Source organism: Sphingobacteriales bacterium (assembly GCA_016719635.1).
Taxonomy (GTDB): Bacteria; Bacteroidota; Bacteroidia; order Chitinophagales; family JADIYW01; genus JADJSS01.
Map to the genome: position 1 here is coordinate 833,632 of JADJYT010000001.1, position 26,227 is coordinate 859,858.

The 26,227-nt window shown below is 41.8% G+C and carries 20 protein-coding genes and 1 pseudogene; 8 read left to right on the forward strand and 13 right to left on the reverse strand.

Annotated features, from left to right (window positions below; all coding sequences use genetic code 11):
• The first annotated feature begins 159 nt into the window (after window positions 1–159).
• Both IPM95_03765 and IPM95_03770 read left to right on the forward strand, forming a co-directional pair.
• On the forward strand, window positions 160–1,650 hold the full coding sequence (locus tag IPM95_03765; protein MBK9328432.1) for an SUMF1/EgtB/PvdO family nonheme iron enzyme: 1,491 nt from the start codon (window positions 160–162) through the stop codon (window positions 1,648–1,650).
• A 63-nt stretch (window positions 1,651–1,713) separates the two neighbouring features.
• Window positions 1,714–2,997 carry a UDP-N-acetylmuramoyl-tripeptide--D-alanyl-D-alanine ligase gene (locus IPM95_03770; protein ID MBK9328433.1) on the forward strand — a complete coding sequence of 428 codons (1,284 nt, stop codon included), beginning with the start codon at window positions 1,714–1,716 and terminating at the stop codon, window positions 2,995–2,997.
• 6 nt (window positions 2,998–3,003) lie between these two features.
• Here the strand turns inward: IPM95_03770 and IPM95_03775 are convergent, their stop codons facing one another.
• The 10 genes and pseudogenes from IPM95_03775 to IPM95_03820 all read right to left on the reverse strand — a co-directional run bounded on the left by IPM95_03775 (window position 3,004) and on the right by IPM95_03820 (window position 15,765).
• Window positions 3,004–5,880 carry a TonB-dependent receptor gene (locus IPM95_03775; GenBank protein MBK9328434.1) on the reverse strand — a complete coding sequence of 959 codons (2,877 nt, stop codon included), beginning with the start codon at window positions 5,878–5,880 and terminating at the stop codon, window positions 3,004–3,006.
• 173 nt (window positions 5,881–6,053) lie between these two features.
• Window positions 6,054–7,261 (reverse strand): annotated as a pseudogene (locus tag IPM95_03780) (RNA-directed DNA polymerase).
• Between the two features lie 646 nt (window positions 7,262–7,907).
• Window positions 7,908–8,243 (reverse strand): hypothetical protein, encoded by a 336-nt coding sequence (locus IPM95_03785; protein ID MBK9328435.1) that lies wholly within the window; start codon window positions 8,241–8,243, stop codon window positions 7,908–7,910.
• A 374-nt stretch (window positions 8,244–8,617) separates the two neighbouring features.
• Window positions 8,618–8,839 carry a hypothetical protein gene (locus tag IPM95_03790; protein MBK9328436.1) on the reverse strand — a complete coding sequence of 74 codons (222 nt, stop codon included), beginning with the start codon at window positions 8,837–8,839 and terminating at the stop codon, window positions 8,618–8,620.
• 360 nt (window positions 8,840–9,199) lie between these two features.
• Window positions 9,200–9,544: a four helix bundle protein gene (locus IPM95_03795; protein MBK9328437.1), complete on the reverse strand. Its 345-nt coding sequence runs from the start codon at window positions 9,542–9,544 to the stop codon at window positions 9,200–9,202.
• A 126-nt stretch (window positions 9,545–9,670) separates the two neighbouring features.
• The gene (locus IPM95_03800; GenBank protein MBK9328438.1) at window positions 9,671–11,005 is read right to left on the reverse strand and encodes a fibrobacter succinogenes major paralogous domain-containing protein; all 1,335 of its coding nucleotides are present in this window, start codon (window positions 11,003–11,005) and stop codon (window positions 9,671–9,673) included.
• 507 nt (window positions 11,006–11,512) lie between these two features.
• Window positions 11,513–12,655: an arginase family protein gene (locus tag IPM95_03805; GenBank protein MBK9328439.1), complete on the reverse strand. Its 1,143-nt coding sequence runs from the start codon at window positions 12,653–12,655 to the stop codon at window positions 11,513–11,515.
• A gap of 216 nt (window positions 12,656–12,871) precedes the next feature.
• Window positions 12,872–14,407: a YifB family Mg chelatase-like AAA ATPase gene (locus IPM95_03810; GenBank protein ID MBK9328440.1), complete on the reverse strand. Its 1,536-nt coding sequence runs from the start codon at window positions 14,405–14,407 to the stop codon at window positions 12,872–12,874.
• Between the two features lie 144 nt (window positions 14,408–14,551).
• Entirely contained in the window at window positions 14,552–15,169 is a 618-nt protein-coding gene (locus tag IPM95_03815; GenBank protein MBK9328441.1) for a hypothetical protein, read from the reverse strand.
• Window positions 15,170–15,213: 44 nt separating this feature from the next.
• Window positions 15,214–15,765, reverse strand: coding sequence for a hypothetical protein (locus tag IPM95_03820; protein ID MBK9328442.1), 552 nt, complete (start codon window positions 15,763–15,765; stop codon window positions 15,214–15,216).
• Between the two features lie 243 nt (window positions 15,766–16,008).
• Between IPM95_03820 and IPM95_03825 the strand changes: the two genes are divergently transcribed.
• Entirely contained in the window at window positions 16,009–16,767 is a 759-nt protein-coding gene (locus tag IPM95_03825) for a formylglycine-generating enzyme family protein (protein ID MBK9328443.1), read from the forward strand.
• Between the two features lie 13 nt (window positions 16,768–16,780).
• Here IPM95_03825 and IPM95_03830 read toward each other — a convergent pair whose 3' ends face one another.
• Window positions 16,781–17,548 carry an outer membrane beta-barrel protein gene (locus IPM95_03830; protein ID MBK9328444.1) on the reverse strand — a complete coding sequence of 256 codons (768 nt, stop codon included), beginning with the start codon at window positions 17,546–17,548 and terminating at the stop codon, window positions 16,781–16,783.
• 216 nt (window positions 17,549–17,764) lie between these two features.
• On the opposite strand from IPM95_03830, the gene IPM95_03835 reads away from it, so the two are divergent.
• The 3 genes from IPM95_03835 to IPM95_03845 are packed head-to-tail and all read left to right on the forward strand — an operon-like array spanning window position 17,765 to window position 21,862.
• On the forward strand, window positions 17,765–19,636 hold the full coding sequence (locus IPM95_03835) for a CocE/NonD family hydrolase (GenBank protein MBK9328445.1): 1,872 nt from the start codon (window positions 17,765–17,767) through the stop codon (window positions 19,634–19,636).
• A 10-nt stretch (window positions 19,637–19,646) separates the two neighbouring features.
• On the forward strand, window positions 19,647–21,092 hold the full coding sequence (locus tag IPM95_03840) for an aspartate aminotransferase family protein (GenBank protein MBK9328446.1): 1,446 nt from the start codon (window positions 19,647–19,649) through the stop codon (window positions 21,090–21,092).
• Between the two features lie 11 nt (window positions 21,093–21,103).
• The gene (locus IPM95_03845) at window positions 21,104–21,862 is read left to right on the forward strand and encodes a CDP-alcohol phosphatidyltransferase family protein (protein ID MBK9328447.1); all 759 of its coding nucleotides are present in this window, start codon (window positions 21,104–21,106) and stop codon (window positions 21,860–21,862) included.
• 5 nt (window positions 21,863–21,867) lie between these two features.
• On the opposite strand, the gene IPM95_03850 is transcribed toward IPM95_03845, so the two are convergent.
• Together IPM95_03850 and ruvB are read right to left on the reverse strand one after the other, a co-directional pair.
• Complete coding sequence (locus IPM95_03850; protein ID MBK9328448.1) at window positions 21,868–22,113, reverse strand: DUF2007 domain-containing protein; 246 nt, start codon at window positions 22,111–22,113, stop codon at window positions 21,868–21,870.
• Window positions 22,114–22,118: 5 nt separating this feature from the next.
• Complete coding sequence (ruvB, locus tag IPM95_03855; GenBank protein ID MBK9328449.1) at window positions 22,119–23,144, reverse strand: Holliday junction branch migration DNA helicase RuvB; 1,026 nt, start codon at window positions 23,142–23,144, stop codon at window positions 22,119–22,121.
• 148 nt (window positions 23,145–23,292) lie between these two features.
• On the opposite strand from ruvB, the gene icd reads away from it, so the two are divergent.
• On the forward strand, window positions 23,293–24,564 hold the full coding sequence (icd, locus tag IPM95_03860; GenBank protein ID MBK9328450.1) for an NADP-dependent isocitrate dehydrogenase: 1,272 nt from the start codon (window positions 23,293–23,295) through the stop codon (window positions 24,562–24,564).
• 79 nt (window positions 24,565–24,643) lie between these two features.
• Complete coding sequence (locus tag IPM95_03865; GenBank protein ID MBK9328451.1) at window positions 24,644–26,164, forward strand: hypothetical protein; 1,521 nt, start codon at window positions 24,644–24,646, stop codon at window positions 26,162–26,164.
• Window positions 26,165–26,227: the final 63 nt, after the last annotated feature.

Consider the following 26,227-nt stretch of genomic DNA (forward strand, 5'->3'; position numbering starts at 1 on the left):
AAAACGCCTCAGAACTCATTTTATGCAATTTTACGATAAATAACAATATTTTAAACAAATTTGCGTTGATAAAGTTACCGGAAATATTTTGCGAATTAATTAATTTGCTCTATCTTTGAAAATATTTTTTTAAAAGCCGAAATAATGACCTACAAAAGAATGAGAAATTTCTTACACCTCGCTATTATTGCTGGTGTATTGGCAGTTAGCTGTAATGGCAGTAGCAAGAGCGGATCTTCCTCTACTACCGGTTGGAATTACAACGATAAAAAATGGGGAGGATTTGAACGTTCCTCCAACACCAACCAAATCACAGGACCTAATTTAGTTTTAGTGGAAGGCGGTACTTTTGCCATGGGTGCCACCGAAGAAGATTTAATGTATGAAAATCACAATGTGCAACGCAGAACTACTGTTTCTTCTTTCTATATGGACGAAACAGAAGTGACCAACCTGGATTACAGAGAGTATGTATACTGGTTAGACCGTGTTTTTGGCACTGACCATCCGGAATTCGTTAAGAATGCAAAACCCGACTCCATGTGCTGGAGAAGAAACCTTGCTTACAACGAACCGTATGTAAAATACTATTTTACGCACCCTGCATATAATACCTACCCTGTCGTAGGTGTAAACTGGTTACAGGCAAATGAATACTGCGTGTGGCGTACTGACCGTGTAAACGAGATGATTCTGATTAAAGAAGGTTACTTAGATCTAAACACCAACCAGAAAAACGAAGACAACTTCAACACGGAAGCATATTCAGTTGGTTTGTATCAGGGAGCAACTAAAAAACAAAAGGAAGACCTGAATCCTAACGGATCAGGCAAAAGAAATGTAAATCTGACAGATGGTATCCTATTACCTGACTACAGGCTTCCAACAGAAGCAGAATGGGAATATGCAGCTCTTGGCTTGAGAGGAAATATGCCAATGCCGGGTGAAGAGGTTGTTACAGACAGAAGAATATATCCTTGGGACGGAGCCACTTTCCGTTACCAAAGGCACAATAAAAATCAGGGTGATTTCATGGCTAACTTCATGAGAGGCCGGGGTGACTACATGGGTGTTGCAGGTGCTCTGAATGACAATGCGGAAATCACTGCCGATGTTCACGCGAACTACCCAAATGACTTTGGATTATTCAACATGGCAGGTAACGTAAATGAATGGGTATTGGATATTTACCGACCATTAACAGAAGCTGAAGGAGACGACCTTAACACATTCAGAGGTAATATCTTCACCAAGCCTACTATGGAAGAAGGATTGGATGAAATGGGCAGAATCAAGTATGTCAGAGAAGATGATGCAGACCTGACCAACAGACGAAACTACAGAAAAGCGTTCGCCTTAGACTATAATGACGGCGATTCTTCTTCTCAGGTGGAATATCAATATGGTGTTTCTACTTTGGTAAATAATAAAGCAAGGGTATTTAAAGGCGGTTCCTGGAGAGACAGAGGCTACTATATGTCACCGGGTACCAGAAGATTCTTAAATGAAGATCAGGCTACAGATGACATCGGTTTCCGTTGTGCAATGGTTCGTGTGGGCTCTCCGGACGGTAATATGTTTGGCGGGAAAGGATTCGGCGAAATGAGCAAGACACAGGCTAAAAACAAAAAAGCCAGAAAATACAAATAACAGATACACAACTGTACATAAAAAGTCCCGCGAATACTCGCGGGACTTTTTTAATTTTATCCCATGGATATTCAACAGTTGTATGAGTTCTGCAAATCATCCACCGGTATTACAACGGATTCCCGAAATATAGAGAAAGGGCAGCTTTATTTTGCGTTGAAAGGGGAAAATTTCAATGGTAACCTTTTTGCTGTTCAGGCACTGGAAGCAGGAGCATCCTACGCAATTATTGACGAAGCAACATATCCGATAAATGAACGATGCATTGTTGTAGCCAATGTTTTAGACACGCTGCAACAACTTGCCTTATTACACAGAATAAAAACAAACCCCAAGGCTGTCATCGCCATTACCGGCTCCAATGGAAAAACAACCACCAAAGAATTGGTGGCGACCGTTTTATCCACCACCCATCGGACTCATTTCACCAAAGGAAACTTAAACAACCATATTGGTATTCCTTTAACACTTTTAGCCATGCCGGCTGATACAGAAATAGCTGTGATTGAGATGGGCGCCAACCATCAGAAAGAGATTGAACGATACTGCAAATATGCAGAACCCACACACGGCATCATCACCAACTGCGGGAAAGCCCACCTCGAGGGTTTCGGTGGCATGGAGGGTATCCGTAAAGGAAAGGGAGAGTTATACGACTATATGTACTGCCACCAAGGGAAAGTATTTGTAAACGGAGATGATATTACCTTGATAAACATGTTGCAGGAAAGAACTATTTCCGGGTATATTTCCTACGGAAATAATGAAATGAATACCTACAACAGTAAAATACTGGCAGATAATCCGTTTTTGAAAATACAGTTTGAAGACATAGAAATCAACTCCCATTTGTTTGGCAGCTACAATTACAGCAATATCATGTGCGCCATTGCCGTTGGCAAATATTTTGATATAGAGAATCAGAAGATAAAACAGGCCATTGAAAATTATAGTCCGACAAATGCGCGGTCTCAGGTCATAGAAAAGGAGGGTTATCAGTTAATCCTCGATGCATATAATGCCAACCCTACCAGCATGCAACACGCCCTGGAGAGCTTTGCCAAATCCTCCGTAAAAAAGAAAATTGTCATCTTGGGTGATATGTTTGAACTGGGACAAGAAGCACCAAAAGAACATCAGTTTATTGCCGATTTATGCGAAAAGCTCCAATTGGATACCATTGTTTTAGTGGGAAATGATTTCAGCAACACAAGAACCTCTGACCATGTTCTTAAATTTCCAACTGCATCGGAAGCACAGAACTGGTTTCGAAAACAGGATTTTTCCGATGCGGAAATCTTATTAAAAGGTTCCCGTGGCATGAAGATGGAAAAAGTGCTGGAATAAAAAAGTCTAATTCCCCGGTGGTGGCGGTGGCATCACACCCGCAGGAGGCGTCCGTATAAAATCTTTAGGCTTATTTCCATCGGCTTTAGCACCTGTTCCGGTTTTCTTCAGCGTATAGGTTATCGTTCCCATAAAATACCGCTGCAGGGCATTGGAACGGATATCCTCTGTATAGACTTCCGTTACATTCCGGGTAATGTTTCTGTTTTGGTTGAGCATATCATTCGCACTGAACTTCAATTCCAGGCTTTCATCTTTCAGGAACTTATAGGCTAAAGAAGCATTCAGCAGCCAGTAACTGGTATTAAAGGAAGCAGAACCTCCTGCATTCAGATTATTGGTTACAGAAGTGTTGGCCACAAACCCCTTCCAGAACTGGTAATTAATTCTTGCGGAAGCGATATGTGTGAAATAACTGGAATTGTTTTGACGTTGCAGGGAATTGCGCACAAAGGAATAATTTCCGCTGTACGAAATCGTAAAATCAATTTTGCTGCTGATATTGCTGCTGAGCGCAAATCCCGCATTCAATGCATACGTATTTGCATTGTTGCGCACGTTATCAATCAATGCCGGCGTTCTGGTATAAACAAACCCTCCGTTAATATTCATATTGCATTTGATTTTTGTAATCGGAAAGCCATAGGTAATGAACGTGCGGGCATTCCAGTATCCGTTTAAGTTCACCGGCAGGATAAACTGACTACCTGCAGCCGCGGTTATATCATTCAATACCGTATCCCGCTGAAATATCGTTGTAGAATTGGCGATATACTGAATCGTGTTGGATGCATTGGCAAATACAAAAAGATTGGTTGCCTTTTCGATATTCGTTCTTCCCACCCGCAGACCGATGTTCTGTGTAAAGGTTTGTTTTAAATCAGGGTTACCGGTAGACAGAATCAGGGAGTTGCTGTTATCTATGACATCCTGCAGATGAGTGATGGAAGGGGGGGTCGTTGATGTTCGATAAAAGAATCGAAGGTTATCTGTTTTGGAAAATTTATAATTGAATTCCACATTCGGCAACAAAGACCATAAATTTTTCTTTACGGAAAATACAGCCGGAAAAGTCTGTTCACTTTGCAGCAGGGCATTCTGTCCGCTGACGGCAATCGTCCAGTTGATTTTTTTATTGTTATAGCGATAGGCGATTCCCAGCTTGTTCGTGATATATCGGTTAGTGAAACTATTGCTCAGAACGCTGTCTAAATCCGTATAGACGCCTGTCAATGTATCCAAATTATTGGTATTACGGACAGAAGCAGACTTTGTAAAGGAAGGTGTATAGGTAATGGATAACTGTCCGAATTTCTTAACAGGTTCTGTGTATACGATGCTGCCTGAAATCGTGTACCCGTTGGATTTTACAACTGCCTTCTGGTCTATTGAGTCTGTAAGGACAATGGAATCCGGCATGGATGTATTCATTGTAAACAAATCTACAGCTGATTTTCTGGTATTCCCTGAAGTCGTGAGGTTAACGGATATCGTTCTGCCTTTCTTCAGGAACTTGTGCTGATATAAGATATCATTCGAAAAATTAATACCGGTTTGCCTCACGTTTTGATTCGTTGATGTACTGCTGACTGTCTCCGCATTTTTAGTATTGGCAGCATCCAGCACTGAGGTCGATTTATTATTCTGTGTGCTCAGCGAGGGTGTTACTATCAGCATATTGTTAGAGTCAATGGCATATTCTATACGCATATTCAGCCGATTGTTGAAATTTCTGCTGTTTGTTTCCTTTGATTCATCATATACCAGACCGCTGTCGGATGAGGAAATATAATTTCTCGTACTAGTGCTGTTATTATCATTCAAGGTTGCATTGAAAAAGTAAGAACCGGAGATGGTCACTTTCTTTTGTTTGCCGATTTTATCCGCGTAATTCAATCCAAGTGCTGTAGTGGTGGAGATACCATTTTGCTGCCCAACTAAAAAGTTATTGACAGGGCTGTTTCTTCCCACTCTGCCGGGGCCTCCGCCTCCCCCGCCTCTGTTGCCCGATGAACCTGTTGCACCGACTAAATCCTGGATATTAAAATTCTGTTGATTGATATTGTTACTCATAGCAAGCAGTGATACACGTCGGTCGCCTTTAAAGGCATTCGCATTCAACCCTATATTAAACCGGTTACCGGGACCACCATACCCGGCATAGAATTTTCCGAGTTTAGAAGCGGATAATCCATTCTTGGTTAAGATATTGATGGTTTTCTGAGAGTTGCCATCGTCAAACCCTGTAAATGCAGCCTGATCGCTCATACGGTCGAATACCTGGATCTTATCGATAATTTCTGCCGGCAGGTTCTGAATGGCTGCCCGCGGGTCATCTCCGAAAAAAGGTTTACCGTCCACCAATATTTTTCTGACCTCCTCTCCGTTCACTTTCACCGTACCATTATCTGAAGTCATCCCCGGCATCTTTATCAGTAAATCTTCCGTGCTCGCATCTTTGTTGACCTTAAAGGCATCCGCATTAAACTGAGAAGTATCCCCCATCTGCTGAACCCGTATTTGTTTGGCTTCCACCACTACTTCCTTCAACAATTTGCTGTCTTCCGTCAACATCAGATTTCCCAATTCAATCGGAGCATCTTGTACAGCAATCTTCTTCTCAACCGTTTTATAACTGATATATGAGATATTCAGCAGATACTCGCCATTCATGATTTCATCCAATCGGAAAGTGCCGCCCGCATCCGTGCTGGTTCCTTTGTTTTGGGCAGAGTCCAGCGGATTAATCAATAAGACATTGACACCGATAAGCGGCATATTGTCTTTTGTATCCAGCACCCTTCCGGAAACTGAATAGATTTGAGAAAATGCGTTTAATCCAATGAAAAGAAAAAATAAAAATGATGCAATGTGTTTATTCATAACAATAACTATCCAATCTGTAATGGATGGGTAAAAATAGAGAAGGTTTAAACGGAAAAGGCAGCATTAACCAAAATTAACGTGCATATAACGATGGTAATAATGGAGTTAATTCAACCGCATCCACTCCCGCATCCAGCGTTCCGGGATTTCGTTGTTGAGGGCAGAGGAATTTAATATGACTTAATAATCCGTCTTTTCAACACAAACTTTCCAATATTATTTTCTAAATACACATAATTCCACCACCACGCTGAAACAAGCTGATAAGTCATCTGTTTTCTGATTTTGTAAGATTTATAATGTTTCATAATGCCGAGATACGAGTTCATGCTGTTTAAAAAATCAGCCTGTTCCATTCTTGTTGGCTTATGGTCTCTAACTAGTCTGTTTTGCTTTTCGATAGTTTCATAAAAATTGCCTTTAGTGCGATTTCCAATATAAATACGGTGTGGTTTTATCATTGCACCTAAAAATTTTACACCTTTCGTAAAATGCTGCAGATAAATCTTTTTCGGATGAAGTGTTAAATTCAATTCATCTTGTAAATAAGATTTTACAACAGGAATAAGCGATTTTAAATATTCTTTATTTGTATGAACCAATACAAAATCATCGACATAGCGACCATAATATGAAATCTTAAGATTGCGCTTAACAAAATGGTCAAATGTATTGATATAAAAATTGGCAAATACCTGACTGGTTAAATTGCCAATTGGCAAACCACAATCCGGTGCGGAATGAAATAAACTTTTATCCGGTGGCAATCCATCCCAGTTACTGCGTTTCCCTTTGATGATGCAGTTATTTGTCGGGTCATTAAAGATTATCTTTTTACAAAGGTTTATCAATAATTCTTTATCCGGACTAAAATATTTTTCATTAATGAAAACAGTCAGCTTTTCAAACAGGATATTTTTATTGATGTGCATAAAAAATCCTTTTATATCCAACTTTAAGACATAGCAATCTTTGCTGTAATTTTGCGAGCATTTCCGTATAAAACCATTTACACGTTGTATGCCAAGATGTGTTCCTTTGCCGGTACGGCAGGCGTAGCTGTCGTAAATAACTGTTTCTCAAACAGATGATTTAGTTTATAGATAATAAAGTGGTGTACCACTCTGTCGCGAAAATCTGCGGCGAATATTTCGCGTTTTACCGGTTTATTTACTATAAAACAGATACTCTGTCTGGGTTCATATATACCGGCAACAATTTCATCGTATAGTTGAAAAAGATTAGCTTCTAAATGCAGTTCGAATGCTAATGCATTCATCGTACTGCGTTTATTTTTGCGTGCGTCAAAATATGCCAGAAACAATTCTTCTTTGAGGTTTGTTTCTGGAATTGGTTTTTCAAATAAGTTGAGTTGCATAAGTAGAAAAAAATGTTTAAATAGAAACCGTCATTGCGAACACAGTGAAGCAATCTTATGAAACCTAGATTGCTTCGTGCCTCGCAATGACGTGAAACGAATCGTGGCACGATATTGCTGCAAACAACTGCTATCTGGAAAATCAGCACACACCCCTTAATCCCCTCTCAAGAGGGGAAAGCGGATAGTGCCATTCATATTGTTCATTACATTTTTAAAAGAAATGGTAATTCCGTAAAATTTCTGCTGTCTGCATCTCCCCTCCTCGGAGGGGATAAAGGGGTGGGTCGTTGGAATGCGATTCACTGCAAGTTTGTCTTGGTGACGTTTATTCCGCTTTAGCTACACAATCTAACACCAACACGGGCTAGAACGCCCGAATTAGCTAGTGCGTTGCTTTTTTCGGGATTTAGCTCCGCTGAACTTACGTTTCTCCTCGTTCCTCGTCGAAATGACGTGGTGTTCGTTAATGAGCACCGTCATTCCGAACGAAGTGAGGAATCCCGACATGAATTAGAAAGACTGAATTAGTTAGTGCTTTGCATTAGCGGGATTTCTCTCCGCCGGCTGACGGATCGAAATGACGTGCTCGTTTAAAAACGAATCGAGCCACGATTATCGTGGCTCGATGTAAAAAATGTTTTCATCATAAATACCTGACGCAACGCACACTAAAGCCATTTTCCTTATTGTTGTTGTTTCTGTTTGCATTTGAATTATTGTAATTCAGATTGCGGTTCCATGCATTGTTTGTATTGTTCTCCGTAGAAGACCAAAAGTTACCGTTGTTCCCAATGTTATTGAATGTTCCATTGTTGTTCCGGTTACCTGCAGGAAGACCTGTTAAAACAGCCGCTAAATTCTTCATAGCACCATTTTCAGACACTATGAATTGGATACCTCGCAAAAGGCAAGGGGCTGTCGGATTTATACATGCTCGCTTGCAATTGCCCTGGCAAACTGCAACTCCGGCTGAAAACATCTTTTATTTTATTTCTCATTTTTACTATTAGATTGCTTCCTATCTGCCAACATGCAAACTTGTCTCGCATTAACTGAAAATGAGCACCGTCATCTCGAACGAAGTGAGGAATCTCGACATGAATTAGAAAGACTCAATTAGTTAGTGCTTTGCATTTTCGGGATTTCTCCTTACGTCGAAATGACGTGGTGTTCGTTAATGAGGCCCGTCATTCCGAACGAAGTGAGGAATCCCGACATGAATTAGAAAGACTGAATTAGTTAGTGCTTTCATTAACGGGATTGCTCTCCGCCGGCTGACGGATCGAAATGACGTGCTCGTTTAAAAACGAATCGAGCCACGATTATCGTGGCTCGATGTAAAAAATGTTTTCATCATAAATACCTGACGCAACGCACACTAAAGCCATTTTCCTTATTGTTGTTGTTTCTGTTTGCATTTGAATTATTGTAATTCAGATTGCGGTTCCATGCATTGTTTGTATTGTTCTCCGTAGAAGACCAAAAGTTACCGTTGTTCCCAATGTTATTGAATGTTCCATTGTTGTTCCGGTTACCTGCAGGAAGACCTGTTAAAACAGCCGCTAAATTCTTCATAGCACCATTTTCAGACACTATGAATTGGATACCTCGCAAAAGGCAAGGGGGCTGTCGGATTTATACATGCTCGCTTGCAATTGCCCTGGCAAACTGCAACTCCGGCTGAAAACATCTTTTATTTTATTTCTCATTTTTACTATTAGATTGCTTCCTATCTGCCAACATGCAAACTTGTCTCGCATTAACTGAAAATGAGCACCGTCATCTCGAACGAAGTGAGGAATCTCGACATGAATTAGAAAGACTCAATTAGTTAGTGCTTTGCATTTTCGGGATTTCTCCTTACGTCGAAATGACGTGGTGTTCGTTTCGGGATTTCTCACTGCGCTCGAAATGACGTAGTTGAAGAAATGACGTTCATGCTTTTTGTGATTTTTGCCATCCGTTTAGTTGTTTCGATACATTTTCTATCTGATCATTTATCTGCACAAATGCTTTTATACTGATTTGCTTTAAATCTTTCATTAACCTGATTAACAGACGGATCACCTCTACATGTTCTTTTGCTTTGTTTAACCATATCTCTTTTTCTTTTGTTGCATTTGTTTTATAAATGGTGATGATTAATTCTGTAGTTTCTTTTTTTAAACTTTCGCCAACGGTATATTTATACTCCTTGTTAAAGTTTTTGGTAAACTGAAAAATACCCAACAGCAAATCATAACTTGCTTTATATACCGGTAGTTCGTGATAATAGGCCATATTTTAAAAATCTTCGGCTTTCCCTTTGCCTTTTGGTTTGCTTATCGTGGCACGGTTACCATGCCACGATGTTATATAAGTCCCCTTTAGGGGATTTAGGGGTAAATAAATCAAATATTAAAATAGTTAATCCCTGACGCAACGCACACTAAAGCCATATCCCTTATAGTAGTTGCCTCTGAGTGCACCTGAATCACCGTAACCCAGATAGCGGTACCATGCAAAGCTTGTATTGCCCTCCGTAGAAGACCAAAAGTAACCGCTGAGCCCAATGACATCGAATGAGCCATTGTAGTACCGGTTACCTGCAGGAAGACCTGTAAAGCCGCTGCTGTTCGTGTTGGTTATGCCTGTATAAGCTGTCCATAATGTGGTGGCTTTCATCTTATCTCCTGCTATAAGTTCGCCTCCTAAAAAAGTAGTCAAGGTGGTCCATTCAGCATCAGTGGGTACATGCCAGCCGGCAGGTGCCAATTTGCCGGTGTTTACTGCATACCAGTTGTATAATTTACCATAAGTGGTATTGTTTGCTGCATTGTTATCATAAATGGCATACGCTCCACTGGTAGTATTTTGCCATGCTGTATTACTTAAACCTGTAGGTATGGCGCTGCCATCATTGTAACGGGTAGTTTTCAGGTTTTCTTTCATCCATACTTGGGTGCCTATGGTTACCATATTATATACGTTACCATCAATATCAGTAACTGTTCCTGTAGGTCCGGGTGGTGGTGGTACAATCGTATTTATCGTATTTATGGTTTGTTGTGTAGGTGGTGGGGGTGTATTTGCAGGGGGTGTAGAAATAGTAGTGGCGGTAGGTAGTGTTATAGTATCTGCATGTCCATTACTGCTAAACACCGCTGATAAACCAAATAGAATTGCTGCTGTAGCCAAAACAGGTGAAGTACTTGCTATCAATACAGCCGCTGCTAAGGTAGCAATACCTATAATTCCATTACATACCGCAATGGCAGCCTGTCCTGCACCTACCTGTACTATCCATTGCGCTGTAATATCTATAGGACCAGTTATTTTTTGATTACTATTTGGAGTATGTCCGGAAGATAATCTATGAAAAGAACCAAAAGTATAGGTGTCGCCAACTTTATTTGTCACTAAATCATGTCTAAGTATATATGTTCCTGTTGTCCAGTCTACAAAATAAAAGTGAGTTATTACTTTATCGCTGGCATAATCATACACAAGAAGTATCGAATCTTTCACACCGTCAACAGATACATAAGCGGTCTTTACCCTCAGTGTATCATCAAACGTGTAATTCATGGTTGTGTCATTACCCGTTTTGGACATGGTTGCATATTTTAATACTTTTGGGTTTCCGCTGGCATCAAAGTCACCATAATAGCTATAGTTTATGTTTGAGCCATCTCCACTATTATATATACCTTGGAGTTGGTTGGTAGCATTCGCTAATGCCGCATTATTAATAACTTGCAAGGTTCCTTTGCCTTGAGTTGTACTATCTTTTTTACAGGAAAAATAATGAATGCAAATGCAAAAATGATAAGAAATTTAATTTTTGATTTACTCATGTATTTTGTTTTTAAATAGTTGAGTTTTCCGAAGGTTCGGAACAGGCTGTGAATTGTTGATTTCATAGTGTTTGTTTATTTGTAAAAAATTAAAATGTATATATCGTTCTCTTTTAACAGAGATTTTAAAAAACAGGTAGCCATGGTTCGTGTCTCACGAATCATACCCGATATGTTGTGTTTCGTGTGGACACGAACCATGGCGATTGATTTAAATACGAATGGTGGAAATAAAATGAAGATTAAGAAATTCGAAACAGCTAACTTGTTTAGCATTATAATTTGTAACGCTGTACGCTGTACGCTGTACGCTGTACGCTGGCATATGACTGTGAGAAATCATAGTACTAATATAGTACTAATATAGTAAAAAAAATGATTGGAAAGTATCTTTTGGAGATTTTTTAATTATTTAATTCAGCCGCATCCACTCCCGCATCCAGCGTTCCGGGATTTCGTTGTTGAGGGCAGTCAGATAATCTTTGTAGGTACAGGGCACCAGTATATGTTTCTGGATATCCAGATTATCATAGAGTATCTTCATCCACCAGCGGTCGCTCTTTTTACTTTTCATAAACACGAAATCGTTCTCCGCGTCATCAATCTGGACGATATAGATATTGAAATCATTTTCATCCACAATAGGATAATCGCTTCTGCGCAGGCTTACCCCCTCCATAAAATACCATACCATCTGTGCCAGCTGCTTGGCGGTAATATGGCTTTTATCCCATTCTGGATTAAAGTCATAAAATCCGATACTCATGAGCTGGTCGCTCATGCCCGCATACCGTGCCAGTGCGCAGGCCTCATCCCCGAACAGTCCGTTCGGTGAAGGGTCAATTTGTCCCGGCGCGTCTGAAAAACGGATAGCGTTTATATTATAGGTGACCATCGCGGCTTCCCGAAGATAAGGTTCGGCTTCAAAAACATGCTCGCGGATCTTGCCTACACGCAACATATCATGATTCTTGCTGCTTAAAAACGATAATTGTTTTTCCTGCATGAAATAGGACTGATACGCCACCAGATTATATTTGCGCAGAAAAGAACTCAACAGAAAATCTTTCAGATAGGTTTTATGGATATCCACCTCACTGTTCTCCCAAACCACCTTAGAAGCTATTTGCGAAACGGTCATTTCATTTTCAAAAATTTCATGTGCCTTGAATTGTGCGGAAGCTAAAGCGGCATCACCGCCAATGATTACCGTGATGATATTATGTCTGAATAATTCCCTAAGCGTCTCTACCAATGCCACCAACGTATCCACATAGGTTGCACCGGCGTTTATATTCCCCATATCCAGCAACTGCATGCCATTCGTGAAAGCAGAACATTGGTACAATTGTTTGCGCACTTCATCCGGACCTTTCTCCGTACCGCGATTGGCGATATAACCTCTGAAATCCTCCACTCCTAAGATGGCTACCGAATAATTCTCCAGCGTCTGTTTGTCCTGATACAAGTGAATATAGTCTTTAACATAAGCATTGGACAGATAATAATCCTGCACGAACTGGGCGCCTACCGGCTGAAGAAAATCACTTAACATGAATAGGTGTTTAAGCAAATATAAAGCTATGCAATTATCTGCAGAGATGAATTACTCAACGAGTGTTGATTAATAATCATGGCCGCAGGCTAAATTACCTCCGGCAATGACGGAACTAAACCGCATGAAGTGATAGGGCATCACCCATGCAAAAAAGAGTCTTATGGTATTTGTTTATTAACCTTTTTACCTATGTGTTTAAAATAAATACTATGGTTATGCTGCCCAGTTTTCCCTGTCTAAACTTCTGAACTGAATCGCTTCTGCCAGATGATCCGTTTGAATGTTTTCACATTTTGCCAAATCTGCTATCGTTCTCGCGACCCGTATGATGCGCTCATACGCTCTTGCCGACAGCCCCAGCCGTTTCATAGCCGTATTCAACAATTCCTGGGATGCATTATCCAGCGGGCAAATATCCCTGGTCAACTTTGTACTCATCTGCGCATTGCAATGGATTTCATCGTCCTTAAACCGTTCTACCTGAATCTGCCGTGCCGCCATCACCCGTTTGCGAATTTCACCACTGCTCTCTGATGTGCGTTTAGAAGACAAATCCTGGAGATTCACCGGCGTCACTTCCACATGCAAATCAATCCGGTCCAAGAGCGGTCCGGATATTTTATTCAGATATTTGTGAACCACGCCCGGCCCGCATACGCAATCTTTTTCCGGATGGTTGTAATAGCCGCATGGACAAGGATTCATACTCGCCACCAGCATAAAATTGGCCGGATAGTCGATAGAAAAACGGGCACGGGAGATGTTTACCTTCCGTTCTTCCATCGGCTGCCGCATCACCTCCAGCACGGTCCGTTTAAATTCCGGCAATTCATCCAGAAACAACACCCCGTTATGTGCCAGTGAAATCTCACCGGGCTGCGGATGCCCGCCGCCGCCTACCAGGGCCACATCGGAAACCGTATGGTGCGGGGAGCGGAATGGCCGCTGATACAGCAAAGAGGCATCTTTCTTTAACTTTCCCGCAACGGAATGGATCTTGGTGGTTTCCAGCGCTTCCTGCAAAGACAAAGGAGGAAGGATGGTAGGCATCCGCTTGGCAAGCATGGTCTTCCCTGCTCCGGGCGGACCGATCAGAATTACATTGTGCCCTCCGGCAGCTGCAATCTCAAGCGCCCGTTTGATATTCTCCTGTCCTTTCACATCTGCAAAATCAAACGCTGTATGTTGGATATTGGCATAAAACTCATCGCGGGTTTTTACAATGGTCTGCTCCAGTGTTTTTTTATCTGCCAAAAAATCCACCACTTCGTCCAGATGCTCTACCCCATATACCTTTAACCCTGCAACAATAGCAGCCTCCCGGGCATTTTGTATCGGTAAAATGAATCCTTCAAAGCCTTCTTTCTGTGCCTGAATGGCAATAGGCAGTGCCCCTTTGATAGGCTGCAGCTTTCCATCCAGTGAAAGTTCGCCCATGATGATGTAGTTGGCAATCTTATCAGCACTCAACTGTTCGGATGCCGCCAGAATGCCGATGGCAATGGGTAAGTCATAAGCAGAACCCTCTTTACGTATATCTGCCGGTGCCAGATTCACAATAATCTTGATGCGGGGCATATGGTATTTATTGACCCGCAAGGCACTCTCCACCCGGCTCCAGCTTTCCTTGACAGCTGAATCGGGTAAGCCGACTAAAAAATAGTCTTTACCGGAACATACATTCACTTCCACGGTAATGGTGGTGGCATCCACTCCGAACACGGCACTTCCAAACGTTTTCACCAACATAATCTGACTCTTTTACCCATTGAGAGACAAAAGAGTGCCGGATTCCATAAAATCGCACTGATTTTTTTAGATTAATTTTATGACAAAAAAAAACGGAGATGGTAATCTCCGTATAGCTTCTTTGAATGTTCTCCGGCTAATAAATTACTTAGCCCCCATTGCGATGGGAATATTGGGGGTGGCGTTGTATGCCCCGTCAATCACCTTGAATGTTCTGAAATCAGCGCTCAGGTTCACCCGCACCCAGCCATAGTGATACGTGTGGGATAAGGAATATATCATCACTATTGCAATATATTTATCTCCGGCACCGGCAAATCCATATTCGGTTGTATTCTCTTTATATCCGAAAAAGGTGTAAAGGCCCGCCCATAATCTCTCGCCTGGAGTAATTGCAGCCGGAGTTTGGTTCTTATCCAACGGTTTATCCATATATATAGGAATACCCGGATCAGGTGGTACAGCTCCGATATTGTATGTTGAATCTATGTAAAAGCCCACATTATTGGAGGCTAGCAAACAAACAAAACTATCCAATGTTGGCGCTATCCTGGTGCGCAACAATAGATCCACTTTTGAATCCAGGTTCAAATCCACTGAATCGAATTTATTTACTCCGGGAACTGTGGTAAATGTCTTATTATATACATTATAGATAATATTTTCAGCATTGGGTTCTTTCGTACACGATGAAAAGAATACTGACAACAGGCCAACTGAAATCAGCAGGTTAAGAAAATTAGTTTTGGTTGTATTTTTCATGCTATATTTTTATGCGTATTAACAAAAATGATTAAGTTACAGTTCTATTTTGCCCCCATTTCTACCGGTACGTCCGGAATATAGTTATACGCTCCGTCGATGACCTGAATCGTCTTTAAATCAGCGCTCACGTTGATTCTAACCCATCCATAGTGGTATTGTGTTGTAAGAGGGTTATCGATTGCAACAGGAATAAATTTATCTCCGGCACCGGCAATACCCAGCGTGACTGCACTGATTCTGGATGCAAAGAATGCACCTTTTGCCCATTCTTTTTTAATCGGATCCAATACTACCGGAACCTGACCCCTTTCAAGCAGTTTAGAAAAAAACAATGAACCGAAACTTTGCGTGGAGTCAACCAGTGATGCACTGCTGTTTCGTCCAATCAGTGCACAAACTGCGCTGTCTGAACTTGTACTCCGAAACAGTAAGAAAGCAGCATCTACGTAGGTATCCCCGTTGAGATCTAGAGAATCGATAACAAAACCTCCGGTGGTATTGGTCACTGTACGGTTAAATGTCCTATACAGTATATTCTCATCATTGGTTTCTTTACCACACGATATAAAAAGCAGCGAAACTGTTACAGTCACAAAAATAAAATAAATGGTCTTTTTTAGCAAAGAAATTTTCATAAAATTAGAATTATGTTTAAAGTTAGTACAAGTTTGGATAATAAACAATAATAACGAGCATTTGGCAGAAACAAATTAGAATCCGGACACTATTTTATTTTAAGCGTTTGAATTATAAAAGAATAACGGCTACTAGTACTCAGAATCATTTTTTTGAAAAGAAATTCTAAAGTCCTACATTTATTTTTTAAAAATCCAGTCATGAAATCAGTTTTTCTATTTATCCTGACTTCTCTAATCAGCCCAACCTTTGCCCAATTCCATCCCGCTGTGTTAGACTCCATCATGGTATTTGTGAAGGGTGGCGATTTTCAAATGGGAAGCAATGAGGGAAAACCGGACGAGCGACCTGTCCATACAGTTAAACTCAGTGATTTTTATATTTGCCAATATGAAGTAACGCAATCCTTATGGCAGCAGGTAACGGGTAATACGCAGGGTATAAAAAGCGATTGTTCTGAATGCCCTGTTTACGACATAAACTGGGAAACCATACAATCTTTTCTGACCAAACTGAACCAGCTTACCGGCAGACAGTACCGCTTACCAACGGAAGCAGAATGGGAATATGCGGCTACAGGAGGCGAAAAGAGCCATGGATATAAATACAGCGGCAGCAATAACTTAGATGAAGTAGCCTGGTACGAGCCGAATGCCGGAATGAAAACACATCCGGTCGGGTTAAAGAAGCCTAACGAGCTGGGCATCTGTGATATGAGCGGAAACGTATGGGAATTGTGCAGCGACTGGTATCAGAAATCATTTTACCAAAACAGCCCTGCAGAAAATCCGGTCAGTAGCAAAGTAAGTTCATATCGTGTTTCACGCGGCGGCTCATGGCGCAGCCCCGAACAGCGCTGTCAGGTGCGTGCCCGCAACAAGGATATCCGTGACCATCACATCGGCAACGGCGGATTCAGACTGGTCATGGAACCTAACAAAGACCGACAGGAAAATTAGACTGTATTATAAATTAAAGCGGTTCCGTTTTCACCGGCTTGCTTTTACCAGGAATGGTATATGTAAATCCTATCAGCCAGGAAAATCGATGAGATTGTGCAACATACCTGTCATCCGGAGAATTGGTAGTGTTCCCGCTGCTGTTTGTTGTCGTAAAGCTGTTTGTCTGCGTACTTCTGAAATACTGATACCCCAATGAGGCATTCACTGCAATTTGTTTGGAAATAAAATAATTTACACCCAACATCACTTCTGCCAATCCGCCTATTTTTTTCTTAGGCGTATTTGATTTGAAGGTACTGGTAATTTCTCCTGCACTGTTAAAATATGTTTGCTGTAAGATATAATACATGTCAAAAAACACACCGCCGCCCACTTGACCGTAGAACTTTAACTTATCCTTTTTACAAGGGAAATAATATCTGATGAACGGTGACAGCTCAAATAAACCATACGAATTTTTCGTTTCAAGATCCTTAATTCCAAAAGAATTGATTCTTTTATCTTTTGAGTCCGTAATGGAGAATCCAACCGTACTGCCTACCGCCAAATTATCCATCACAAAATAAGCTCCTCTTGGATACACGCTGAAATACATGCTGCGCGATTCTGTTCTCGTCGTAATACTGTCAATATTTGAATGATTGTTTGATTTGGTAAAATTAAAATTACCTATATTTCCTTCTACCAGCCAATTTCCTTTTTGGGTTTGCGCCAGACCATTTTGAGGAAAACTCATTACAAAAACGGTTACAACAAAAAGAAAAGCCATCTTTTTCATACTATTCATTTATGTAAAGTTAAACAGATAGTATGATTCAAGTGTAAATATAATACCAATTCATCTTTATAAAACTATTTCAGAAATGAATCAAAAAATATACTTAACTATGCTCAGGTTGTCTTACAATCGGTGGATTACTTTTTTTAACGAAGCGCTAACACCTTTTATGCAGGTTAATTTCTATAAATTCCAAAAAGTTCGTAACTTTTACTCATGAATGTAAAATCAGTAGAAACCAGGCCAGTGCGGAAGGGAATTTTCAAACAAAAGAAAGTCAGTACAATCGGGCAGTATACCGGCTACACAACTGCAGACTACCGGGGATTTGAATATCACTCAGAATATCTGGAGATGCGTGACGGCACCAAACTTGCCGCTGACATCTTTTTACCCAAAAAATTGGAAAAGGGCAAAAAAATTCCAACGATATTATACCTGACACGCTATGTCAGGAGCTTTGAAACCAAGTTTCCGTTCAGTTTATTATCAAAAACTTTATTCGGGCAAATTACTAAGAAAGAAATAGAATTTTTCACATCCTATGGCTATGCCGTAATGGTGGTGGATGTGCGCGGAACAGGTGCATCGTTTGGTACCCGTCATATGGAATTCAGTCCGGAAGAGGTGGAAGACGGCCGTGAAATTGTAGACTGGATTATCAGCCGGCCCTGGAGCAACCAAAAAGTAGGCTCTACCGGCATATCGTATTTAGGCACCACAGCGGAAATGCTGTTGGTAAACCAGCACCCCAGCGTAAGAGCCTGCATTCCGCGCAGCAGTATTTTCGATTTGTATAACGATATTGCATTCCCGGGCGGTGTGCGGCACGGAAAATTCATCGAGGTTTGGCGGGACACCACCTTGTCCCTGGATAAGAACAACCTGAAATATATCGGTGCCGTTGCAAATGCAGTCATTAAAAATCCCAACCCTGTAAAAGCAGATAAAAAAGCAGAACAATACAAAACGGCACATGCACAGCATCAGGGGAATTTTGATATTTTTTCCGGCATGTACAAAATTACGTTCCGAAACGACATACATCCGGATTTAGGAAGAAGTATCAATGAATTCTCCGTGCATCATTATAAAGATAAAATTGAAAAATCAAAGACACCCATCTATCGTATCGGAGGCTGGTATGACGGTGCGCTCGCCAATTCCGCCATTAAAGGATATTTAAGCACTGAAAATTCGGTAAAATTATTGGTCGGCCCCTGGGACCACGGGCCTGCCCAACACATCTCGCCGTTTATCTATTCCAATAAGAAAACTTTTTCCGTTTGGACGGAAATGCTGCGCTTCTTCGATTATCATCTTAAAGACATTGACAACGGCATTATGGACGAACCGCCAATCAGCTATTATGCCATGGGGAAGGAACAGTGGCGGCATTCGTATGAATGGATGCCGAAAGAATCCAGGTACAAAACTTTTTTCTGTTCTTCTGACAACATCCTTACCGAAAAGGAAAAATCCAAAACGGAAGGATGCCTGCACTATCCGATTGATTACAAATTTGGAACAGGTGGCGGCGCACGCTGGAACAGCCTTACCATTAAATACCGCTACAAAAGACGTATCGCCTACAACGACTGGACAAGACGCACCAAAAAACTGCTGCAATTCACATCGGAACCGCTGACGAAAAACATGGAGCTCACCGGAAATGCCACAGCAGAGATTTATCTCAGCTCCGATGCAAAAGATGTACAGTTGTTTGTGTATATTTCATCCGTGGATAAATTGGGAAGAGTGACCCATATAACGGAGGGGCAATTCAGGGGAATTCATAGGAAAGAATCGGATAAAAAGCCCCCTGTACCTGCGTTTGCACCGTATCATACCTTTGATAAAGGAGATGCTGAAGAATGGATTCCGAACAAAGTGGAGAAAATACATTTTGAATTAATCCCTACATCGCACTTGATTAAAAAAGGAGAACGCATCCGCCTGTCGATTGCCGGCGCAGATGCCGATCATTTTGATATCCCGGACGATGCAGCCTGCATTTCAGCATCCATGCAAATTTTTTGCACGCACGAATTTCCATCTTCCGTTCATCTGCCATTAATGGTTGTATAAAATATAAACAATGAAAAAGACTATACCGCAAGCAGGTTTGACAAAAGAAGAAATCGCCCGAAAATGGGAGGAATATACCGAACACGACATGAACTGGAAAGACGGTAAATTTTTCGGCTACGTCTATTATCCGGGAGATGACTATTACAACGTCATCAAGGAAGCCTATACCCTGTTTTCCGCAACCAACGCACTGAACCCGGCTGTATTTCCAAGTTTGAAGCAAATGGAAAATGAAGTCGTCAGTATGGCGGCAGCTTTGCTGCATGGCGATGAAAACGTGAGCGGCAGCATGACATCCGGCGGTACAGAAAGTATTTTCATGGCTGTAAAGGCGGCGAAAGAATGGGCAAAAAAACACAAACACACCCATATTCCGCACATGCTGCTGGCGGAAACCGCGCATCCGGCTTTTTGTAAAGCAGCTGATACGATTGAGTTGAATTACACCATCATCAAGGTCAATCAAAACTTTGAACTCGACATCGAAGATTTAAAAAGCAAGGTGAATTCCGATACTGTCCTCATTGTTGGTTCTGCCCCATCCTATCCGCAGGGCATTATCGATCCCATTGAAGAAATCGCACACATTGCCAGACAACAACGATGTTTATTTCACGTAGATGCCTGTGTCGGCGGCTTTATCTTACCTTTTTTAAAAATGGAAGGTATCAGCATTCCCAAATTTGATTTTGAAATTGAAGGGGTAACTTCCATGTCTGCCGATGTGCACAAATACGGCTATGCTGCCAAAGGCGCCTCCGTCGTCCTGCATAAAAACGCAGAACTTCGAAAAGGACAATTTTACGTAAAAACAGACTGGAGTGGTGGTATTTACGGATCACCTTCCTTTATGGGCACCCGTGGCGGCGGACCTATTGCCGCAGCCTGGACAGCTATCAGTCATATCGGGATGGAGGGATACCGGAGAATGGCAAAAGCAACCTATGAAGAAACCATCTACATTAAGAGCCGCATTCAGCAGGAAATCCCGGAACTGGAGATTCTGGGCAATCCCATAGCAACCTTATTTGCATTTTCATCCGATTCAATTGATGTGTATGAAGTGGCGGATGAACTGGCCGAATTAGGCTGGACCATTAACCGTCAGCAACTGCCAGCCAGCCTGCATGTATTATTGAATAATATTCATGTCGGAAAGGGAGAATTGTTTATCAAAGATTTGAAGACATCCGTACAGAAAGCAAAAAGCTTCTCATTGGGACATTTGAAAAACAATTTGCAGCTTAGTGCTGTAAAAGGATTGAAGAAGCTGTTGAATGAAAAACAATTTTCTGCGCTGACACAAAAATTTTCCGGCGGAGAAAACCCTGAAAGCAAACGCAAAGCTGCCATGTACGGCATGATGAGCGAATTATCCGGCAGCGGATCTTTAAAAGACCTGGTATTGGATTATTTGGATAAACTGTATCAATCTGACGATAAAAAACAGTAGTTTTGTTATAAATGAAAAAACACCTTCCGAATTCATTAACGCTGCTAAATCTATTTTTCGGCTGTTTGGGGATAGTTGCCTGTTCCAAGCATGAATATAATTTGGTCGCCCTGTTCATCGGATTAGCTTTGCTGGCGGATTTTTTAGATGGCTTTGCGGCACGTGCCCTGCAGGTAAAGTCAGAATTGGGCGGACAATTGGATTCACTGGCGGATATGGCCACCTTTGGCGTATTGCCGGGAATGATGTTATTTAGTATCATCACCACCAAATCAAATCTAATGGGTATTGGCGCTGCCGTTCATCAGTCTTATTCCTTTTCAGAAAACTATGTCGGCTTTGCCGGATTTGCATACACCCTGTTCGCCTGTCTGCGGCTGGCAAAATTCAACTCAGACACCCGGCAGACAGAGAATTTCATTGGGTTAGCCACTCCGGCTGGAGCCATTTTCGTGCTTGGTTTTTACATGCAATACTTTTTAATCTGGCAACATGAAAGCAATTGGGATTATGTTATCTATTCTCATCTTGCAGCAATCATTGTTCCATTCATACTGGCTTTTCTGATGATTGCTGAAATAGAATTTTTCAGTTTAAAAGGCAATCCATTCAGCTGGAAGACGAATAAATTCAGGGTGCTCTTTTTAGGTTGTGCCATCCCACAAATTATTTTCCTGAAATGGCTGTCCTTCAGCAGCATCATTGTGAGTTATATAATCTTTGCATTACTTCACAATACGTTTGACAAAAAAACAGAAACGTCATCCTGACATATTCATTCTTCTGACAAATTCAAATTCCTGCAGTTATCTTGTGTGTGTTCATTCAGATAGTGCAATGCCAGTTCCTTTTGGTTTTCATTCACCATCAATTCAAAATTGGCGATACCGAACTGAAGTTGCGCCACATGTTCGTTTTTAAGAAAGCAATAGATATCATTTTCTTCCAGTTTCAATTTTGCCAGTTCGGCATCAAACTGATTAAAATACGTGGCGATTTTTATAAGTTTAGTGTTCTCCATTTCCGTTAAAATAAGGTACCGCTCTGCATGGGCGGAACTTTGCCGATATGCTGGTAAGCTTTCGCGGTCGCTTCGCGACCGCGGGGTGTTCTTTTTAAATACCCTTCCTGAATCAAGAATGGCTCATAGACTTCTTCTATCGTTCCGGGTTCTTCTCCAACAGCGGTCGCAATGGTGGTAATACCTACCGGCCCGCCCGCAAATTTCTCTATGATGGCCGACAAAATCTTATTATCCATTTCATCCAGTCCGTGCTCATCCACATTCAGTGCAGACAGAGCATATTTGGCTATTTCCAAATCGATGTTTCCGGTGCCTTTAATCTGGGCAAAATCCCTGACACGGCGCAGCAGTGCATTTGCAATACGGGGTGTACCCCTGCTTCGTTTCGCTATTTCCGTGGCACCTTTCTCATCTATCTCCGTATTGAGAATATTGGCTGAGCGTTTGATGATTTTTTTAAGCACCTCTGTGTTGTAATATTCCAGGCGGAATGTTATACCAAACCGCGAACGCAGCGGAGACGTCAGCAAACCGGAACGGGTGGTAGCGCCAATCAGTGTAAACGGATTCAACGTAATCTGAATACTTCGCGCACTCGGCCCGCTGTCAATCATGATATCAATCTTATAATCTTCCATCGCAGAATACAGGTACTCTTCTATGGTCGTATTTAAACGATGAATTTCATCAATAAACAATACATCATTCGGCTGCAGATTCGTCAGCAATCCCGCCAGGTCTCCCGGCTTTTCCAGTACGGGTCCGGAGGTGGTTTTCATCTCCACCCCCAACTCATTGGCGATGATATTGGACAGCGTAGTTTTCCCTAGTCCCGGAGGACCGTGCAACAGTACATGGTCCAGTGCTTCATCCCGCTGTTTGGCAGCTTTGATAAAAATATCCAGGTTCTCAATTATCTGCGGCTGACCGGAAAATTGTTCAAATGCCTGTGGACGCAATACCTTCTCCAGTTCCTTTTCGGTTTTGGATAAGAAATCTCCGGTAGCATCTAAATTTGGGTTCTGCATAAGACAAAGGTAAAAAAAAATCGTAAAAGGATTTTTTTAGATTTAACACACTATAACGGATTTATGATGTAAATCAGAAAAACAAAAGAGGTATTCTTTATGTTTGAAGGTGAGTATTGTTTATATTTGTAACGTTAAAAATATACTTATGTCAGCAGAAAAAATTACGATGAAAGACGGGCACCTGCACGTGCCAAATGAACCGATTATTCCCTTTATCGAAGGAGACGGAACCGGACCGGATATCTGGAAAGCGTCCGTACGAGTGTTGGATGCCGCCGTGGAAAAGGCTTATGGCGGAACCAGAAGAATACACTGGAAAGAGGTGCTGGCAGGTGAAAAAGCCTATAAACAAACAGGCTCCTGGCTGCCGGATGAAACACTCAGCACTATCACTGAAAATTTAATCGCCATCAAAGGCCCACTCACCACTCCTGTCGGAGGTGGCATACGTTCCTTAAATGTGGCATTGCGGCAGTTGCTGGATTTATATGCCTGTGTACGTCCTGTACGTTACTTTCAGGGAGTTCCTTCCAATTCAAAAGTACCGGAAAAAGTGGATATGATTATTTTCCGCGAGAATACGGAAGATATATACGCCGGAATCGAATGGCTGCAGGGGACAGAGGAATGCAAGAAACTCCTGAACTTCCTGCAAACAGAAATGAATGTGGGAGACAAGATACGATTTCCGGAAACTTCTTCGTTGGGTATCAAGCCTGTTTCACTGGATGGCTCCGAGCGGTTGATTCGTTCCGCCATCAATTATGCGCTGGCACATAACCGCAAAAGCGTTACACTCGTTCATAAAGGAAACATCATGAAATTTACCGAAGGTAAATTTAAAGAATGGGGATATAAACTGGCGGAAAGGGAATACGGGGATAAGGTTTTCACCTGGACACAATATGACAGAATCTTAGCGGAAGACGGCTCAGAAGCAGCTAATGCCGCCCAGAAGAAAGCCGTGGCAGAAGGCAAATTAATCATCAAAGATGCCATCGCAGATAATTTCCTGCAGCAAATTATCCTGAGACCGGATGAATATGATGTGGTAGCAACACTCAACTTAAACGGAGACTATATTTCAGATGCTTTGGCAGCTTTAGTGGGCGGTATCGGAATCGCACCGGGTGCCAATATCAACTACCTGACCGGTATGGCTATTTTTGAAGCTACTCACGGCACAGCGCCGAAATATGCCAATCAGGATAAAGTGAATCCAAGTTCAGTTATCCTGAGCGGTGTGATGATGCTCGAATTTCTGGGATGGATCGAGGCGGCCAATATGATTGTCAAAGGCATGGAGCAGGCTATAGCCAAAAAAACGGTCACTTATGACTTTGAACGTTTGATGGAAGGAGCGACCTTACTCAAATGTTCCGAGTTCGGTGATGCCATTATCAAAAACATGGCGTAATAGCCGGTTATACCAAAATATCTTACAGGCTTGCAGTTGACTGCAAGCCTTTTTTTGTATTTTTATTCAAACTATTATCATGGAACGCTCCATTTTTATACTGATTATATCCGTGTTTATTTCCTCCTGCACTAAATCTTCTGATGTCAATATTACAGACAACAGTTGTACGGTGGAAATTGTCAGTAAACTGCGCAACCCCTACACACAAACCAGCGAACCTTCCCTGCTCGCACATCCAACGCATCAGTACGTAAAATTTAAAATCTATACAATTGACCAATACCGATACCTTGAAGCGTTGGGCGTTTTTTTATTAGACCACCCGTTTGACGCGGTTCCGGATAAGGATTTAAATTACCCCGCAACCCGAACCCATCAGTATGGCATATATTATGGTGTGGTTCCGGCAGGCGTGAATTTAAAATCTATGGATGCTGAACTGATTTCCAACTTGTACATGCCGGAAAAAGGTCCAACTGGAAAAATATCCGATGAAGCCGCTAAAGAATTTGACGGCACGATCACATTCTTTGACCCGATTGACAGTGTTCAGGTACCACTGGAAGGAGCAAAAATTATCATTCGGGAAGGTACCAAAACAGCCTTTGGCATCAGCAGTAAGGATGGAAAATTCCATATTTCCACCTCTACATTATTATCGGACACACTGGAAGTGTTGATCAAATTTGATAATGACTATTTAGAAATCCATACGCTGGATTTAGCCAGTTTATCCGCCGTGTTTGGTACCAATATATACTCCTTAGGTTATAAAAAAACCTGCGCACTGACCAACCTGAATATTGAAATCGGCAGACAAATGAACAATGCAGCCCTGCATCATTCCTGCGCCGCATTGTATTCATTGAATAAGTTTAAGGAATTCGCCAAACATTACAACTTCCTTATGCCGGATAAAAAGTTCTTATTATGGATAGGAAGGGAAGCACCCATCAGCACTTCCTATGCCACTCCGATGCTGCGGAATATGTCCCAGCAAAACATCAGTAATCCGCAGCTGCTGCTGACCAATCTACTAAATGTTCCGGCAGATGTGGCGGGAATCTTAGCCGGCATCATCAAGGACCAGCTTCCGGATATATATGCCCCGTATTATGCCCGTTATTCCACAGCCGCCAGGGCTTCTTTTATCGAAACGATGTTTCATGAACTGGGGCATGCCAGCCAGTATGCTCAGGTAGGTCCGTCCTACTGGCTGCCCTATGTGGAACTTATCTACAACAACGGCGGGTACGGTGACCCGACACTACCCAATTCCGGAATTGTCGGATTGTCGGAAGCATGGGCGGAAGACATATCCAATATTTGCGCTTATTACGTGTATCATAAACAAAAATACCTGGATCTGAATGAAGAACCATTTGAAGACTGGATTCCTTATGGCATTTACCACGACCTGAATGATGGAGCAAATAATGAAGATTTTGATGCCGTAAGCGGGTTTTCGTTTACACAACTCTACAGTTTCCTTACCACGGATACCCGAAGTTTAGCCGCACTGAAGGCAAAGCTGAAAAATGCCGGCCCGGCACAGCAACACGCCATTGATACATTGTTCAGCCATTACGGCTATTAAAAATGATAATTATTTTTAACCAATCGGGCACACAAATTGTATTAAATTTGACGAACGGAATCC